The 15,842-nt window shown below is 72.6% G+C and carries 15 protein-coding genes; 8 read left to right on the top strand and 7 right to left on the bottom strand.

All coding sequences use genetic code 11. The features are described from left to right. Positions 1 to 278: cbb3-type cytochrome c oxidase subunit I (locus tag ACZ592_RS33870; protein ID WP_471585533.1), on the bottom strand; the 278-nt coding region annotated here is incomplete at its 3' end. 106 nt (positions 279 to 384) lie between these two features. Between ACZ592_RS33870 and ACZ592_RS33875 the strand changes: the two genes are divergently transcribed. The 3 genes from ACZ592_RS33875 to ACZ592_RS33885 all read left to right on the top strand — a co-directional run bounded on the left by ACZ592_RS33875 (position 385) and on the right by ACZ592_RS33885 (position 2,518). After that, complete coding sequence (locus ACZ592_RS33875) at positions 385 to 957, top strand: RNA polymerase sigma factor (RefSeq protein ID WP_471585534.1); 573 nt, start codon at positions 385 to 387, stop codon at positions 955 to 957. After that, the gene (locus tag ACZ592_RS33880) at positions 947 to 1,960 is read left to right on the top strand and encodes a CU044_5270 family protein (protein ID WP_471585535.1); all 1,014 of its coding nucleotides are present in this window, start codon (positions 947 to 949) and stop codon (positions 1,958 to 1,960) included. The genes ACZ592_RS33875 and ACZ592_RS33880 overlap by 11 nt, the downstream gene beginning before the upstream one ends. A 63-nt stretch (positions 1,961 to 2,023) precedes the next feature. After that, the gene (locus ACZ592_RS33885) at positions 2,024 to 2,518 is read left to right on the top strand and encodes a hypothetical protein (RefSeq protein ID WP_471585536.1); all 495 of its coding nucleotides are present in this window, start codon (positions 2,024 to 2,026) and stop codon (positions 2,516 to 2,518) included. A gap of 20 nt (positions 2,519 to 2,538) precedes the next feature. Here the strand turns inward: ACZ592_RS33885 and ACZ592_RS33890 are convergent, their stop codons facing one another. Then, complete coding sequence (locus ACZ592_RS33890; protein ID WP_471585537.1) at positions 2,539 to 3,336, bottom strand: serine hydrolase domain-containing protein; 798 nt, start codon at positions 3,334 to 3,336, stop codon at positions 2,539 to 2,541. Between the two features lie 91 nt (positions 3,337 to 3,427). Next, the gene (locus ACZ592_RS33895; protein ID WP_471585538.1) at positions 3,428 to 5,716 is read right to left on the bottom strand and encodes an FUSC family protein; all 2,289 of its coding nucleotides are present in this window, start codon (positions 5,714 to 5,716) and stop codon (positions 3,428 to 3,430) included. A gap of 241 nt (positions 5,717 to 5,957) precedes the next feature. On the opposite strand from ACZ592_RS33895, the gene ACZ592_RS33900 reads away from it, so the two are divergent. Further along, the gene (locus ACZ592_RS33900; RefSeq protein WP_471585539.1) at positions 5,958 to 6,428 is read left to right on the top strand and encodes a peroxiredoxin; all 471 of its coding nucleotides are present in this window, start codon (positions 5,958 to 5,960) and stop codon (positions 6,426 to 6,428) included. A gap of 104 nt (positions 6,429 to 6,532) precedes the next feature. On the opposite strand, the gene ACZ592_RS33905 is transcribed toward ACZ592_RS33900, so the two are convergent. Continuing rightward, on the bottom strand, positions 6,533 to 7,273 hold the full coding sequence (locus ACZ592_RS33905) for an SDR family oxidoreductase (protein ID WP_471585540.1): 741 nt from the start codon (positions 7,271 to 7,273) through the stop codon (positions 6,533 to 6,535). A 142-nt stretch (positions 7,274 to 7,415) separates the two neighbouring features. Here ACZ592_RS33905 and ACZ592_RS33910 point away from each other — a divergent pair, with 142 nt between their 5' ends. The 4 genes from ACZ592_RS33910 (at position 7,416) to ACZ592_RS33925 (ending at position 11,509) form a co-directional block, all read left to right on the top strand. Then, entirely contained in the window at positions 7,416 to 7,937 is a 522-nt protein-coding gene (locus tag ACZ592_RS33910; RefSeq protein WP_471585541.1) for an RrF2 family transcriptional regulator, read from the top strand. A gap of 171 nt (positions 7,938 to 8,108) precedes the next feature. Continuing rightward, complete coding sequence (locus ACZ592_RS33915; protein ID WP_471585542.1) at positions 8,109 to 9,044, top strand: SMP-30/gluconolactonase/LRE family protein; 936 nt, start codon at positions 8,109 to 8,111, stop codon at positions 9,042 to 9,044. Between the two features lie 106 nt (positions 9,045 to 9,150). After that, entirely contained in the window at positions 9,151 to 9,714 is a 564-nt protein-coding gene (locus ACZ592_RS33920; protein ID WP_471585543.1) for a PadR family transcriptional regulator, read from the top strand. A 70-nt stretch (positions 9,715 to 9,784) separates the two neighbouring features. Then, positions 9,785 to 11,509: an acyl-CoA dehydrogenase family protein gene (locus ACZ592_RS33925; RefSeq protein ID WP_471585544.1), complete on the top strand. Its 1,725-nt coding sequence runs from the start codon at positions 9,785 to 9,787 to the stop codon at positions 11,507 to 11,509. 74 nt (positions 11,510 to 11,583) lie between these two features. Here the strand turns inward: ACZ592_RS33925 and amaB are convergent, their stop codons facing one another. From amaB to ACZ592_RS33940, 3 genes are all read right to left on the bottom strand, one after another. After that, complete coding sequence (gene amaB, locus ACZ592_RS33930; RefSeq protein ID WP_471585545.1) at positions 11,584 to 13,113, bottom strand: L-piperidine-6-carboxylate dehydrogenase; 1,530 nt, start codon at positions 13,111 to 13,113, stop codon at positions 11,584 to 11,586. Beyond that, the gene (gene hglS, locus ACZ592_RS33935; RefSeq protein ID WP_471585546.1) at positions 13,110 to 14,498 is read right to left on the bottom strand and encodes a 2-oxoadipate dioxygenase/decarboxylase; all 1,389 of its coding nucleotides are present in this window, start codon (positions 14,496 to 14,498) and stop codon (positions 13,110 to 13,112) included. Before hglS ends, amaB begins: the two co-directional genes overlap by 4 nt. 88 nt (positions 14,499 to 14,586) lie before the next feature. Further along, positions 14,587 to 15,786 carry an NAD(P)/FAD-dependent oxidoreductase gene (locus ACZ592_RS33940; RefSeq protein ID WP_471585547.1) on the bottom strand — a complete coding sequence of 400 codons (1,200 nt, stop codon included), beginning with the start codon at positions 15,784 to 15,786 and terminating at the stop codon, positions 14,587 to 14,589. Positions 15,787 to 15,842: the final 56 nt, after the last annotated feature.

The following is a 15,842-nucleotide window of genomic DNA, read 5'->3' on the forward strand; positions in this document are numbered from 1 at the left end:
CCGTGCATCGTGAACGCCTGGTTGAACTGCTCGTTCGACATGATCTGCGTGCCGGGCCGGGCGAGCTCGGCGCGCATGAAGAGCGCCATCACCCCACCGATGCAGAAGAACGCGAACGACGTGACCAGATAAAGCGTGCCGATCGTCTTGTGATCAGTGGTGGTCAGCCACTTCACGGCGGCGAGGCCGGGGCGGCGGGGCCGCGGGATCGCGCGCGCCGGAACGGGATCGGTGTCGGTGGCGCGCGCGGGAGGCGGCATCACGGTGTTGCTGTCCATGCCCCGCCTGTGTCCGGCGCGGCCGCTTCTGTGACAGGTGCGCGGAGCGACATGGATCACACCCCGCCGGTGTGACGATCGGGGCGGTGCCGGACACTTCGTAACTGTGAGCGACGACGAAACCTTCGCCGCTGCCTATCGCGAGCACTACTGGGCGGTCAGCCGCTACGTGGCACGGCGGCTCGGCGGCCCGGCCAACGACACCGAGGAGGTGGTGGCCGACGTGTTCGCCGTCGCCTGGCGGCGCCGCGCCGACCTGCCGCCGATGCCGCTGCCCTGGCTGTACGGGATAGCGCGGCGATGCCTGGCCAACGCGGTACGCGGCTACGGCCGCCGCAGGCGCCTGCTCGAACGCGTCGGCAACGACGAGACCCGCCACCGCAGGGACGTCGTCGCGGGCCCCGAGGCCGAGCGCCCGGGGGACTGGGTGCACGAGGCCCTGGACCGGCTCTCCGCGCCCGACCAGGAGGTGCTGCGCCTGACGGCCTGGGAGGAACTGGACACCGAGGAGCTCGCCACCGCGCTCGGCTGCGGCAACCGGGCGGCGGCGATGAGACTGCACCGCGCCCGCCGCCGGCTCAGAGCCGAGGTCGACCGCATACGCCCCGCCCCGGCCGTCCGGCCTGCCCCTGAAGCGACCCGCGCCACCGTTCCGGAGGACCACGGCCATGGCTCATGACGACGAACTCGCCCTCCTGCGCGGTGCCGACCCCGTGCCCCGCGACGACAGCCGGTTCCGCGACCGGGAACTGCCCGCGCACGCGGAACGCCGGTTGAACCTGCTCCTGTACAGCGGGCGGGCCACCCGCCGAAGGCCCGCACGCCAAGTGCGCCGCCTGGTCTGGGGCATCGAGATGGTCTCACTCGCGGTCGCGGCCGCCCTGGCCCTCGTCCTCGCCGGTCCGGGCAGCGCGCCCGCCGCCGCGGCCCCCCGCCCCCTCACGCTCCGCCCCGGATCCACGCCGCTGCCGCTCGACCGGATCGCCGAGCGGGCGGCGCAGACGGCGCGAGGCGACGGCGCCCCGCGGCTGCGCAAGGGAACCCACGTCCAGACGTGGAGCCTCGCCATGTCGTCGGGCCCCGGCGCCACCGCCCCCGTCACCCTGCCCGAGGAGCGTGTCACCCGCTGGCGGGCCGACGGCAGCCACACCGAACTCGTCGTGGCCACCGACCCGCGCCACCCCGGTGACCCCGTCATCACCGACGGGGGCGACGGGCCCCGCACCGTCGACGACGGCAAGGTCCTCAGCGACCGCAGCTACCCCCCGAGTTGGGGCACCGCGCCACCGCAGTCCCGGCCCCCGCACACGGCCGACGCCCTCCGCGCCTACCTGGCCGAACTCGCCCACCCCGGCGACCGCACCCCGCTCACCGGCACCGGTGAACTCCTGGACGCCGTCTCCATGTTCCTGCGCCACTGGACCCCGGGAGCCCGCGAGTCCGCGGCGCTGGCCCGCGTCCTCGCCGACACGGACGGCCTGCGCCCGGCGGGCGCGGTCACCGACCGGCTGGGGCGCGGCGGCCAGGCCTACGTCCACGAGACCGACGGGCTGCGCCGGATGCTGATCCTGGACCCGGCGGGCGGCGCCGTCCTCGGTCTGGAGTCTACGGTCACCAGGAACGACCGGGAGTACGGAGTGAAGAAGGGGGACGTCATGTCGTACAGCGCCTGGGTGCGTTGACCTCGACGCCGTGGGGCGTGGGGCCTTGTGGACCCCGGCACAGTGATCGTTAACATGTGTCAGATGGGCGTAAACAAGCAGGAATCGGGCGATCGGGCCGAGGTGTCCGAAGGACAGGTGGCCGAGGCGAAGGCGCGGGCGGCACGACTGCTGCTCGCGTTCCGGCACGGGAACCAACTCGCGTACGACGCCCTGGTCGCGGAGTTCGACGCCGACGAGCGGACAGCCGATCTGATCTCCGCGCTGTGCTGGATCGCCAACGAGGGCGTCCGCAAGGCGTATCTGCCCGACGCCGGTGACCGGGTGCTGCGGCACATGGTGCGCAGGGCCGACTTCGGCGACCGGTTCGTGCTGACGGAGGAGGGCGCGGCGCCGGACGTGGGCCGACTCCTGGAGGCCGTCGCGGCGCAGGACGTGACGGCCGTCCAGGAGATCGTGCGCGCCACGCCGGACACCACCTTCCTGCTCGGCCGGTTCGTGCTCGCCTTCGCGATGATGCTGCCGGACATCCCGGCGCCGGTTCTGCGCGAGGTTGTCGAGGAGCTGCGCGCGGAGTGACCTCGGCGCGGCGGTGCGGCTCAGCGTGTCCTGCCGCACATGGCCCGGTCCAACAGCCCCTGCAGCGCCCGCTCCGCCCGCAGCAGCGAGGCCTCGTCGGACTTCTTGCCCGTGGCGTTGATGGCCACCGAACGGTGACCGTCACCGCTCACCGCCGTCCTGACGGTCTGCCCTTCGAGGTCGCCCCCGTGCCCCCAGCGGAACCCGCCGCAGCTCAGCGGCTGCCGCATCGAGCCGAGACCGTACCGCAGACCGGGAAAGACCTTCTCGAAGTCGGCGCCGACGGGCACCGTGGCCCGCAGCTGCGCGAGCTGCGCGGCGGGCAGCAGCCGGCCGCCGTACAGGGCCGACAGGAAGCGGTCCAGGTCGTGCTCGCTGCTGACCAGGGCACCCGCGGAGTCGGCCCACGACATGTTCCGCGTGGTGGTGTCGGTCAGGACGCGTGACCCGGGCAGCCGCTGGTAGGCGTGCGTGTACGGTCCGCGCAGGCGCGGGTGGTCCCCGGGGGCGTAGGTCTGCGTCAGCCGCAGCGGGCGGACGATGCGGTCCCTGACCTCCTCGTCCCACGACGCTCCCGTGACCCTCTCGACGATCATTCCGGCGAGGAGGTAGTTGGGGTTGGAGTAGTTCCAGTCCGGTTCGGGGTCGGCGGGGTCGGCCGGCGGGAAGCCGGGCTCGTGCCGCAAGTCCCGCGGGCTCGACGCGGTCTCGCTCGCGTGCCGTTCGGGGGAGTCGGCGACCGCGGGCAGGGCCACCGCCAGGACCACGGCCGCGGTCACGGCCGTACGCAGACGTAACGATCTCGTGGACGCTTTCATGACCGTCAGCCTCCCGGCCTGTGCGGCAACCGCGCCATGCGGCCCGCCCCCGCCCGCAGGCGGGGACGACCCGACCCCGGACCCGCCCGCGTCAGACCTTCCGTGCCACCGTGGCACCGCCTTCGTCGGGCGCCGCGAGGGGCACCCCGAGCGGCCGCGCGAGACCGACGATGCCCTCGTCGAGCCGCTGCAGGTGCCGCAGCACGCGGAACGCCACCGAACCGGTCCGCAGCACCTCGTGGCGGCCGCTGTCGAGCATCGAGGCGATGCTGGCCCCCGACTCGATGACGCCCTCGGGCTCCTCGTCGCGGAGCTGCGCGGCGATCAGGTCGATGTTGTGCGTGATCCGGCGCCCGGCGAGCGCGAGGCGCGCGTCGGCCGCGACGCTTTTGCTGGAGGGCACGAGCTCGGCCGTCGCCGCCAGCGAACGGGCGTGATAGGCGCACGTCTCCAGGAGCGCGACGATGTAGCGGGCGGTCTGCCGCCGGGCCCGCAGCGGGGCGATCGGATGCGTCAACGGCTTCGTGGAGCTGCGCAGGTCGTCGAGCGCGGTGTCCAGGTCCCGCGCCAGGTCCACGAGGTCGACCGCGGGCCCGCCGCTGAGCTGGGTCACCGCGGCCGACGCGACGTCCCGCAGCCGCGCCAGGACGTTGCCGAGCTCCTCGTCCGTGCGGTGCGAGGTCCGCACCGGCAGGACCACCACCGCGGCGATGATCCCGCAGGCCGCGCCGAGCGCCGTCTCCTCGATCCGCAGCACGAGGACGTCGAGGCTGTAGGTGTTGAGCACGGTGTAGAGCAGGCCCAGCATCGCCGTGACGAAGAACGACATCAGCGCGTACGACAGCGGAGCGGTGAAGAACATCCCGAAGACGCAGAGCACGACCAGGGCGAACGCGGCCCACGTGTGGTTCCCGACCGCGCCGGCCAGCGCCACCCCCGCCACCACGCCGAGCACCGTGCCCAGCAGCCGACGGTAGCCCTTGACCATGATCTCGCCCGTGGACGCGGTGTTGAGGAAGACCACCCAGCAGGTCAGCACCGCCCAGTACCACCGCTGCGTGGACAGGAACTCACCGCCCACGATGGCCAGCGCCGAGCCCACCGAGACCTGCACGGCCGCCCTGGTGGTGGGACGCCGCAGCCCGGTCTGCTCCTCCTCGTCGGCCTCCGCCGCCTCACCGGAGATCGAGATCTCCTCCGCCTCGAACTCCTCCCGGGAGCGGGCGACCTCCGGCGTGTCGTACTCCTCGTCCTGCGCCTGCGCCCCATCGGTCGCAAGACGCAGGCCCAGAATGGCGCGCGCCGCCTCACCGATCGCGCGGAAGCAGTCCTGGATCGCCGGCGAACCCTGCGGCAGACCCTGCTCCTCGCGGTAGCCGAGCAGCCTGTTGCGTACGTAGGGGAGTGCCGTGCCCCGGTCGTCGGGCACCAGCCGCACCACGAGCAGGTGCAGGGCGCGCAGGTCCCTGCGCAGCGCCGTGCCCGCGTCCGCCCCGATCTTGGCCCGCCGGGGCAGGGCCGTCGGGCGGAGGTCGGCGAGGTGCAGGGTGAGGGTCTCCACGCGTTCGGCGCTGCGGGCGTTCAGGAGCAGGACGCCCAGGCGCTCCGCGGCGATCTCGGCGTCGGCCACCCTGCGCTGGAGCAGCGCCGCCGCGGCCGCGTCGCGGGTGCCCTCCTCCAGGCGGCCCTGGATCATGAGGGCCGCCTCGTGCAGCCGGGCGGTGCTGCGCCGCAGGTCGTCCAGGGCCTTCTCGGGACCGACGCCCGACTCGGTGTCCGCGTCCAGGAGTTCGATCTGGTGGGCGATCAACTGGGCGAGCCGTGCTCTGAACGCCTCGCGCAGCCGCGCCAGCGTCCGCTCCGGCGTCTCCGGCACCACGGCGAACCGTACGACCGCACTGCACGCGAACGCGACGGTCAGCGTCAGACAGAGCTTGGGCAGCGCCGAAGGCGACGCGCTCACGAAGAGCGAGACGAAGTAGACCTGAAAGCCGATCAGGCCCAGCGCGGTGCCTCGCTCGCCGAACCGGCGGCAGTAGACGGCGCCGAAGATCAGCAGGATGAAGAAGAGGTCCCCGGTCACCACCCGGGAGTTGAGCAGCGCGCCCAGGGACATCGCCGCAAGGGCCACCGGGAGCCCGAGCGCCAGCGTGATCGCCTGCCCCCGCACCTCCTTCTCCTGGATCGCGAAGGTGGCGACCATCGCCGTCATCGCGCCCGCGACGAGGTGGGTCATCGAGGTGCCGAGCGGGGCGAGTACGGCGAGTGCGAGGAGGATCGCCCCGACCGTGCGCAGTCCCGCCATGAGGCGCAGGAGTCCCGGGTCGGAAGCCGAGAAACGGTCCCAGACGACCTTCGCTGTCCTTCGTGCCGCTGCCATCGTGATGCCGTTCTCCCCGTCGCTCTCTCTCGGTTCCCGCAGGCGTGCCCCAGCATCGCACGACGGCGTTTGCCGAGGTCGAGGCCGGTGGGGAGGAATGTCGAGGGACAGCCTCCGCTTGGTGGACGGGGGCTTGTGCCGAACGGGCGGGCGGTCGCCGTTGATCGAGTAGGGTGTCGCTCCCCGCCACTTCAGGAGGCACCGTGTCCCCGATGGGTCGTACGTCGCTCAGGAGCCGGGCATGACGGCGCGCGTGGCGGTCGGTGACACCGTCGAGGACTTCACGCTGCCGGACGAGACGGGGACGCCGCGCAGGCTCTCCGAACTCCTCCAGGACGGCCCGGTGGTGCTGTTCTTCTACCCCGCGGCACTCACCCCCGGATGTACGGCGGAGGCCTGCCACTTCCGTGACCTGGCCGCCGAGTTCGGCGCCGCGGGCGCCCGGCCGGTGGGGATCAGCGGCGACGAGGTCGAGCGCCAGCGGGAGTTCACGGAACGGCACACCCTCGGGTTCCCGCTGCTCGCGGACCCCGAGGGCGCGGTGCGCGGACGGTTCGGCGTGACCCGCGGGTTCTCCCTCGCCCCGACGAAGCGCGTCACGTTCGTCATCGGCACGGACCGCACCGTCGCCGAGGTGGTGCGCAGCGAACTCCGCATGAGCGCGCACGCAGACCGCGCGCTGGCGGCCGTACGCCGCCTCGGCGAGAAGTGAGCCACCGCCCCGGCGAGAAGTGAGCCACCGCCTCGGCGAAGGCTGAGCATCCAGCCCTGGGCCCGGAACCGGGAGCAACCGAGGTCCGGGCAACCGAGCCCGGCCTACCGTGCGGTGCTGAGCCAGTCCTCGTAGCGGGTGCGGGCCACGCGCGCGCCGGGACCCCCGACCAGGACATCGCCCTCCACCGCGGCGAACATGCCCGCCCGTTCGTCGGTGACGACGGTACGAGGGTCCTTGCGCGCCGCCAGCGTGCGGCGGCCCAGCTCGTCCAGGCGGAACACGTCGGGGCCCACGACGTCGAGCGTGCCGTTCAGGGGCGCGGCCGCGGTGACGTCGGCGAGGGCGTCGACCACGTCGGCCGTCGCCAGGGGCCGGACAGGGGTGGCGGGCAGCCGGACCGTGCTGTCGTCGGAGGTCCAGGACAGGACCGCGTCCATGAACTCGAAGAACTGTGTGGCGCGCACGATCGAGTACGGGGTGGGGCCCTGTCGCAGCAGGTCCTCCTGGAGCGTCTTGGCGCGGTAGTAGTCCAGCTGAGGCACCTGGTCGACCCCCACGATGGAGAGGATGACCTGGTGGCGCACGCCCGCGCGCTCTCCCTCGGTCAGCAGGTTCCCCGTGGTGGTGCGGAAGAACTCCGGGGACGCCGCGTCGAAGGTGGGGGAGTTCGTGACGTTGACGACCGTGTCCGCGCCGTCGAGAGCCTGGTCGAGTCCCTCGCCCGTGAGCAGGTCGACCCCGCTCGACAGGGATGCGGGGACCACCTCGTGCCCGGCCTTGCCGAGCGCGGAGACGAGCTGGGAACCGATCAGTCCGGTACCGCCGATGACCGTGATCTTCATGATTGAGCCCTTCTGTGACGTGCGTGTCGTTCCGTGAACCGAGTGACCTTCCGTGGGCCGGGGCCACGGAAGGTCAAACTCGGATATTCGATGTCCGAGATAATACTCGGATAGTCTGTGTCCGAGTCAATCGGGAGGGTGCATGAAACTGTCCGGCGGCGTCGAGTGGGCGCTGCACTGCTGTGTGGTCCTGACCGCGGCGACGGAACCGGTCCCGGCCGCCCGGCTCGCGCAGCTGCACGACGTCTCGCCCAGCTACCTCGCCAAGCAGATGCAGGCGCTCTCCCGGGCGGGTCTCGTCAAGTCCGTCCAGGGCAAGACTGGCGGATACGTCCTGACCAGGGCCGCGGGAGAGATCTCGGTCCTGGACGTCGTGCAGGCGGTGGACGGGGCGAGCCCGGCGTTCGTCTGTACGGAGATCCGTCAGCGCGGCCCGTTCGGCACGCCCCCCGAGGACTGCACGAAACCGTGCCCGATCGCCCGCGCGATGGGCGCCGCGGACGAGGCCTGGCGCGCGTCCCTGCGGGGTGTCTCCGTCGCGGACCTCGTCGGAACGGTGCGGCAGGACAGCGGCCCCGAGGCGCTGCCCCGCATCGGGGCGTGGCTCAACTCGGCGAACGGCTCCGAGGGAGGCTCCGACGGCTCTGGCGGCTCTGGCGGCTGAGAGGCAGAGCGGCTGAGAGGCTGAGGGGCGGAAAGCAGCCGGTCGGGCCGTACCCACGGGGGCGGGGGTGGCGCACGGTGCCTCCGGAGCCGATACTTCGCCCGGCGTGCCGACCGGTGACGGAGGGGGAGTTCGATGCGGTGGAAGGCGAGTCGGAGGTTTCGTGCGGCCTTGCGCGGAACCGGGCGCGGCATCGTGCCGGTGGTGCTCCTCGCCGCCGGGGCAGGAGTGCTCGCGCCGTCCCCCGCGCACGCGGCACCGGCGTGTGACGCCGCCGCGTCGGCGCCGCCGTCCCAGGTGGCGCGCATACCCGACTGGGTCGAGTCGATCGTCGTCGACCGGCAGGGGCGGATGTTCGCCACCGCGTACTTCACGGGCCGCGTCTACCGCATCGACGCGCCGGGTCGCAACCCCGTGCCCCTCACCGGAAACGTCGGCGCCAATGGCGGGATCGTCGTCCGCCCGGACGGCCGCCTCCTCGTCGGCACCGGCAACGACCTCGCCCACTCCCTCACCGGCGACGCCTTCCCGACGTCGGAACTCCTGCTGGTGGACCCGGAGTCGGGCAAGGTCACCACGTACGCGGCCGGGCTCGGCGGCATCGACGGGGTGGCCCTCGCGCCCGACGGCACCGTGTACACCACGACGCTGGGCGGCCGGAACATAGGCCGCGTCACGCCGGACGGACACGTCGACCCCGCCTGGGCCAAGGTGGCGCAGCCCAACGGAGTCGCCGTCTCCCCGGACGGCCGGCAGGTCTACGTGGTACAGACCACCGTCGCCCCGGGCCTGTACCGGATCCCGGCCGACGACCCGGCACACCCGGCCCGCTGGATCTCCACCTCACCGTCCGACGCCCTCGCGCTCCCCGACGGCATCACGCTGGACAGCGCGGGAAGGCCGCTGATCGCCACTCATGCGGCAGGGCAGATCTGGCGGGCCGAGGAAGGGCGCCTGTGTGCCGTCGAGTCGGGGATGCACCTCTCCACCCAGCTCACCTACGGACAGGGCGGGCGCGGTTTCTCGGCGGGCACGCTGTACCGAGCGGGTGTGGACGGCCGGATCCACGAGGTGCCCGCCGGAGCGGAGCCCTCGGCAGGGCGGTGAGGCCGAGACCGCGACAGTCCCCCAGTCAGGACTCGGGCCCGTGAGCCGTGTCTCACCTGCACGGTGCCGCTTGTCTATGCAACTAGTTGCATAGAAGGATTCGACCATGGCGCTAGAGCACGCGATCCTCGTGTCCCTGCTGGAGAAGCCGGGCTCCGGATATGAGCTGGCCCGGCGGTTCGACCGGTCCATCGGCTACTTCTGGGCCGCCACGCACCAGCAGATCTACCGCGTCCTCAAGCGGATGGAGAGCGACGGCTGGATCGGCGCCCGTGAAGTGGCGCAGCAGGACCGGCCGGACAAGAAGGAGTACTCCGTCGCCGCCGCGGGCCGCACCGCGCTCTCCGGCTGGCTGCAGGAGCCGATCCAGCCCGAGAGCGTCCGGCACGAGCTCGCCGTGAAGATCCGCGGCGCGGCCTTCGACGACCCGACCGCCCTCATCGACGAGGTGCGGCGGCACCGCGGGGCCCACGCCGACCGGCTCGCGCACTACCTCGCGGGCGAGCGGCGTGACTTCACCGGCCCCGAGGCCCCGGCCCCCGGCACGCCCGACGCCGGACGGGAGCTCCAGCACGTCGTCCTGCGCGGCGGCATCGCGTACGAGCGGATGACCATCGCCTGGCTCGACGACGTGATCGCCACCCTCCAGCGCCTGGGGCCCGAAAGCTGAACCGGCCGCCGGGCCCCGAACCCCTATGGACCACCCCTCCCACCCTCCCGAGCCGGAAAGGCGAACAACCATGGCCGACCCGCTGCTGTTCAACCCCCACACCTACGACCCCCAGCACTTCGACCCCGAGACGCGCAGGCTGCTGCGCGCCACCGTCGACTGGTTCGAGGCGCGCGGCAAGCGCCGGCTGATCGAGGACTACCGCACCCGCGCCTGGCTCGCGGACTTCCTGGCCTTCTCCGCCGAGGAGGGGCTGTTCGCCACCTTCCTCACCCCGGCCTCGGCAGCGGGGGAGGGCCAGGAGGAGAAGCGCTGGGACACCGCCCGGATCGCCGCCCTCAACGAGATCTTCGGCTTCTACGGCCTCGACTACTGGTACGCGTGGCAGGTCACCATCCTCGGCCTCGGACCGGTCTGGCAGAGCGACAACGCCGTGGCGCGCGAGCGCGCGGCCGAACTCCTCGCGCAGGGCGAGGTGTTCGCGTTCGGCCTCTCCGAGAAGTCCCACGGCGCCGACATCTACTCCACGGACATGCTCCTGGAGCCGGACGGTGACGGTGGCTTCCGCGCCACCGGGTCCAAGTACTACATCGGCAACGGCAACGCCGCCGGACTCGTCTCCGTCTTCGGCCGCCGCACCGACATCGAGGGCCCCGACGGCTACGTCTTCTTCGCGGCCGACAGCCGCCACGACGCGTACCACCTGGTCAAGAACGTCGTCGACTCCTCCAAGTACGTCAGTGAGTTCCGTCTGGAGAACTACCCGGTCGGTCCCGACGACGTCCTGCACACCGGCCGCGCCGCCTTCGACGCCGCCCTCAACACCGTCAACGTCGGCAAGTTCAACCTCTGCACCGCCTCGATCGGCATCTGCGAGCACGCGATGTACGAGGCCGTCACCCACGCCCACGGCCGCATCCTCTACGGCCGCCCCGTCACCGCCTTCCCGCACGTGCGCCGCGAGCTGACCGACGCCTATGTGCGCCTCGTCGGGATGAAGCTGTTCAGCGACCGCGCCGTGGACTACTTCCGCTCCGCGGGCCCCGACGACCGCCGCTACCTCCTCTTCAACCCCATGACGAAGATGAAGGTGACCACGGAGGGCGAGAAGGTCATCGACCTCATGTGGGACGTGATCGCCGCCAAGGGCTTCGAGAAGGACAACTACTTCGCGCAGGCGGCCGTCGAGATCCGCGGCCTGCCCAAGCTGGAGGGCACGGTCCACGTCAACCTCGCGCTCATCCTGAAGTTCATGGGCAACCACCTGCTGAACCCGGCCGAGTACACGCCCGTGCCGACTCGCCTGGACGCCGCCGACGACGCGTTCCTCTTCGGGCAGGGCCCTGCCCGCGGCCTCGGCGCCATCCGCTTCCACGACTGGCGCACCGCGTTCGACGCGTACGCCGAGGTGCCCAACGTCGCCCGCTTCCGGGAGCAGGCCGACGCGCTCTGCGCGTTCGTCACCACGGCCGCGCCCGACGAGAAGCAGAGCCGCGACCTCGACCTCCTCCTCGCCGTCGGGCAGCTGTTCGCCCTGGTCGTGCACGGCCAGCTGATCCTGGAGCAGGCGCGCCTGACCGGGTTGCCGCAGGACGTGCTCGACGAGCTCTTCGCGGTCCTGGTACGGGACTTCTCCACGCACGCCGTCGAGCTGCACGGCAAGGACTCCGCCACGGTGGAGCAGCAGGAGTGGGCGCTGGGCGCGGTCCGGCGCCCCGTGGTCGACGAAGCCCGTTCGGCGCGCGTCTGGGAGCGCGTCGAGGCGCTGGCGGGAACGTACGAGATGGCCCCGTAGGACACACGGGTTCCCGGCCGCGCGGCCGGGAACCCGTTGCCTGCCGTCACCCGTGCGGCACGACGGCGCGGGCCTTACAGGAAGCTGACGTTCTGCGCGAGGGAGAGCGTGCTCGCGTAGTTGACCGTGTTCGTGGCGGAGCGCATATAGGCACGCCACGCGTCGGACCCCGACTCGCGGCCGCCCCCGGTCTCCTTCTCCCCGCCGAAGGCGCCGCCGATCTCCGCGCCGGACGTCCCGATGTTCACGTTGGCGATGCCGCAGTCGGAGCCCTCCGCCGAAAGGAACCGCTCGGCCTCCTGCTGGTCACGGGTGAAGACGCTCGACGAGAGGCCCTGGGGCACGTCGTTGTGCAGGGCGATCGCCTCGTCGAAGGAGTCGTACGTCAGCACGTAAAGGAGGGGCGCGAACGTCTCCTCGCGCACGACGTCGCTCTGCCGGGCGACCCGGACCACGGCCGGTTCCACGTACACGGCGCCCGGCGCCCCGGGGGCCGGCCTGCGGGCGCCGCCCGCCAGGAGTTCGCCGCCCTCCTCGCGCACCCGCTCCAGCGCGCCGCGCATGCCGTCGAAGGCCCCGGCGGAGATGAGCGGCCCGACCAGTGTGGCCTCGTCGAACGGGTCACCGATGGGCAGCTTCCGGTACGCGGCGGCGAGCCGCCCGGCCAGGGTGTCGGCGATGTCGCGGTGCACGATGAGGCGCCGCAGCGTCGTGCAGCGCTGCCCGGCGGTGCCGACCGCGGCGAACACGATGCCCTGCACGGCGAGCTCCAGGTCCGCGGACGGCGCCACGATCGCCGCGTTGTTGCCGCCGAGTTCGAGCAGACAGCGGCCGAAGCGGGCGGCGACGCGGGGGCCGACCTCGCGCCCCATGCGGGTCGATCCGGTGGCGCTGACCAGCGCGACGCGGGGGTCGTCCACGAGCCGCTCGCCGACGGCCCGGTCGCCGAGCAGCAGGCGGTGCACGTCGCGGGGTGCGCCGACGTCGTCGCCGGCCCGGGCGAGCAGCCGGTCGCAGGCCAGCGAGACGAGGGGGGTGAGTTCGGAGGGCTTCCACACGACGGTGTCGCCGCAGACGAGCGCGACGGCGGTGTTCCACGACCACACGGCGGCGGGGAAGTTGAACGCGGAGACGACTCCGACGACACCGAGCGGATGCCAGGTCTCCGCCAGGCGGTGCCCCGGGCGCTCCGAGGCGATGGTGCGGCCGTAGAGCTGCCGGGACAGGCCGACGGCGAAGTCACAGATGTCGACCATCTCCTGGACCTCGCCGAGCGCCTCGGAGCGGATCTTCCCCGCTTCCAGGGTGATGAGGTCGGCCAGGTCCCCTTTGTGGTGGCGCAGCAACTCGCCGAGGCGGCGGACCAGTTGGCCCCGGCGCGGGGCCGGTGTGGTGCGCCATTCGAGGAAGGCCGCACGGGCCGCCGCGAGCGCCTCCTCGATGCCGTCCCGGTCCGTCGCGGCCAGCCCGAAGAGGTCCTCGCCGGTGATCGGGGTGCGGGCGCGCAGGGCGTCGCCCTGGGGCACGGTGACGCCGATCCGGTCGAGTGCGGCGCGGGCTCGGGTGCGGAGTTCGTCGGTGGCGGACAGGGCGATGCCGGTCATGATGCTCCCGGGGGACGCAGTGCGCGGGGGACCTGGGCGAGGAAGCGGTCCCGCTGCCGCTCGTACAGCGCGAAGGGGTCGATGACCTCCCGTTCCATGGCTGCCGACAGCCGGTCGGCGTCGTACGCGCTGCCCTCCCGGCCGCTGTTCCTGGCGCCCGTGTCGCTGAGGTTGGACTGGAAGATGCCGGCGGCCGACCGGGGCAGGAAGTCCTCGTAGACGATCGGCTCGGCCCGCAGCCAGCCCTGATCGAGGAGCCCTTCGAGGTCGGCGGGCGGACGGCCGCCGTCGGCGGCCCTGCCGGGGACGGCGTGGTAGGTGAAGAACCCGAGCCCGCGCACGGCCAGTTCCTGTTCGGTCGACGGCAGGTGCTCGGTCCACACGGCGCGCGCGATGTCACCGCGCTCGGCCGCCGGACGCTCCGCGACGCTCTTGTCGACGAGGGTGAGGAGCCGGTCGTAGAGGGCGCGACCCTCGCGGGTCAGGGCGATGCCGCGGGCCTCGACCTCGCCGAAGCGCACCCGCAGCGCGCCGCGCGTCACACTGCCGTCCGCGGCGCGCAGGGCGCGCGGCTCGGCGAGCGCCCGGAAGGAGGTCTGGCGCAGGAGCACGTCGGGTCCCGCCCAGCGCGGCGGCCCCTGGATCGTGTCGATCATCTCGATGCCGCGCTCGGTCATGCGCCGGTAGAGCTCGTCGATGTCCAGGACGCGCGGGGTGAGATGGTTGATGTGGGTGCTGCGAACACCTCCGATGTCCGCGGCGACGGCGGAGACCCGCTCCAGTGCCGCGTACCAGTCCCGGTCGATGGGTTCGGTGGACAACTCGAAGGCCCGCACGGCTCGTTCGAGGAAGCGCTCGGCGTCCGCCTCGGGCAGTTCCCGCGTGGCTTCGGCGCGGTCGGCGAGGGCCAGCAACTCGGGCCCGAACAGTTCGCGCACGGCGAGGAACGCGGTGAGGCGTGCGCGCAGGCCGGCGTCGAAGAAGCGGGAATCCGACACGGTGAGCAGGGAGGTGAACACCCGGAACGGATTGCGGGCGAGTTCCTCCTCGGCGACCGGGCGGAACGCGGTCGACACGATGGGCAGCGCGGACGACGCGGTGTCGCGCAGGTCGTAGAAGCCGACCGGGTGCATGCCGAGCGCCCCGAAGACCCGGGCGACCTGCCGCAGTTCCTCCGCGGTGCCGACGCGGATGGCGCCGTGCCGTTCCGCGGTGACGCGCCCGATGGAGCCGAGGCGCTCGGCGTCGGCGCCCCGCGCGCGCAGCACGTCCTCGTTGACCTCGCGGGAGACGTCCACCAGCGTCGTGTACGCGGGGACCTCCCTGCCGTACATCCGTGAGAGCCGCGCGGCGAACGCGGCGCGCAGCTGCCACTGCCCGATCATCGGCACGTCGTCCTTTCTCGAACTCGAAGGGGAACCTGGGCACGTCACGGTTCACGCCTCGGCCATGACCGTGAGATCGGCCCCGGACTCACACCACATGGGCTTCCGGCCGGCTCGGGGACCCGGTGCGGAAGCGGTCCGCGTCGAACGGCGTGACATCGACGCACGGCCGTCGCCCCAGACACAGATCGCGGACGATCTCGCCCACCGCGGGCGCCTGCAGGAAGCCGTGCCCGGAGAACCCCGTGGCGTAGAGGAAGTTGCCCGGCGAGGCGCAGCGGCCGATCAGCGCGTTGTGGTCCGGTGTGACCTCGTACAGGCCCGCCCAGCCGCCGGACGTCTCCATCCGCGCGAGGGCGGGAGCCCGTCGCCGCGCCACCGCACGGAACAGGTCCAGCCACTCGGGCGTCCACGTCGTCTCGAAGCCCTCGGACTGGGCGGGGTCGGCGAGGCCGAGGAGCAGTCCGTCGTCGCTGTTGTGGAAGTAGGCCGAGGACGAGAAGTCGATCGTGAACGGTATGCGCGGCGGGGCGGGCGTCAGCGGCACGGTGAAGGCGAGCTGGCGGCGCAGCGGCCGCACCGGAAGGTCCGCGCCCACCATGGAGCCGATCCGTGCCGACCAGGCCCCGGCCGCGCAGACGACCGTCGAGCAGGACACCGGGCCGCGGTCGGTGTGCACGACGGTGACGCGGTCGCCCGCCGTGCCCATGCCGGTGACCGTCGTGTGCGTCGCGAAGACGGCCCCGGCCCGTGCCGCGGCCCGCGCGTACCCGTGGACGACACGCGCGGGCCTGGCATGGCCGTCGGCGGGGGAGTGGGCGGCCGCCACGAGGCCTTCGGTGCGGAGGTAGGGGCAGAGGTCGCGGGCCTCGCCGGGGCCGATCATGCGGCTGGGGACGCCGAGGCCGTTCTGCGTCCGGACGCTGTCCTCGAACTCCGCGGCCTGCTCCGAGCCGGTCAAGAGGAAGAGGTAGCCGACGGTGTCGAGCCCGATGTCCGCGCCCGGGCGGCGCGGGAAGTCCCGGAACGCGCGCAGACTGCGGTAGCCCAGCTCGATGTTGAGCGGATCGGAGAACTGAGCCCGCACCCCGCCGATCGGCTTTCCCGAGCTGCCGCAGGCCAGCTCGCCACGTTCGACGACGACGATGTCGCGCACGCCCGCCTCGGCGAGGTGGAACGCGACGCTCGCGCCCATCACCCCACCGCCGACGATCACGACATCGGCGCGGGACGGCAGGGTGCGGTGGGTGGCGCCGGTCGGCGTCGGCAGGGACCGTGGCGAGGCCAAGGGGCCGCTCCCTTCCAGGCGTTGGCCCGGGCAGTCATGGCGTGCCGGGGAACGCC

The organism is Streptomyces sp. NPDC040622 (assembly GCF_055593965.1).

Coding starts and splice junctions, on each gene's coding strand:
- ACZ592_RS33880 (WP_471585535.1), top strand. CDS start 947: ATGGCTCATGACGACGAACTCGCCCTCCTGCGCGGTGCCGACCCCGTG.
- ACZ592_RS33885 (WP_471585536.1), top strand. CDS start 2,024: ATGGGCGTAAACAAGCAGGAATCGGGCGATCGGGCCGAGGTGTCCGAA.
- ACZ592_RS33890 (WP_471585537.1), bottom strand. CDS start 3,336: ATGAAAGCGTCCACGAGATCGTTACGTCTGCGTACGGCCGTGACCGCG.
- ACZ592_RS33895 (WP_471585538.1), bottom strand. CDS start 5,716: ATGGCAGCGGCACGAAGGACAGCGAAGGTCGTCTGGGACCGTTTCTCG.
- ACZ592_RS33900 (WP_471585539.1), top strand. CDS start 5,958: ATGACGGCGCGCGTGGCGGTCGGTGACACCGTCGAGGACTTCACGCTG.
- ACZ592_RS33905 (WP_471585540.1), bottom strand. CDS start 7,273: ATGAAGATCACGGTCATCGGCGGTACCGGACTGATCGGTTCCCAGCTC.
- ACZ592_RS33910 (WP_471585541.1), top strand. CDS start 7,416: ATGAAACTGTCCGGCGGCGTCGAGTGGGCGCTGCACTGCTGTGTGGTC.
- ACZ592_RS33920 (WP_471585543.1), top strand. CDS start 9,151: ATGGCGCTAGAGCACGCGATCCTCGTGTCCCTGCTGGAGAAGCCGGGC.
- ACZ592_RS33925 (WP_471585544.1), top strand. CDS start 9,785: ATGGCCGACCCGCTGCTGTTCAACCCCCACACCTACGACCCCCAGCAC.
- amaB (WP_471585545.1), bottom strand. CDS start 13,113: ATGACCGGCATCGCCCTGTCCGCCACCGACGAACTCCGCACCCGAGCC.
- hglS (WP_471585546.1), bottom strand. CDS start 14,498: ATGATCGGGCAGTGGCAGCTGCGCGCCGCGTTCGCCGCGCGGCTCTCA.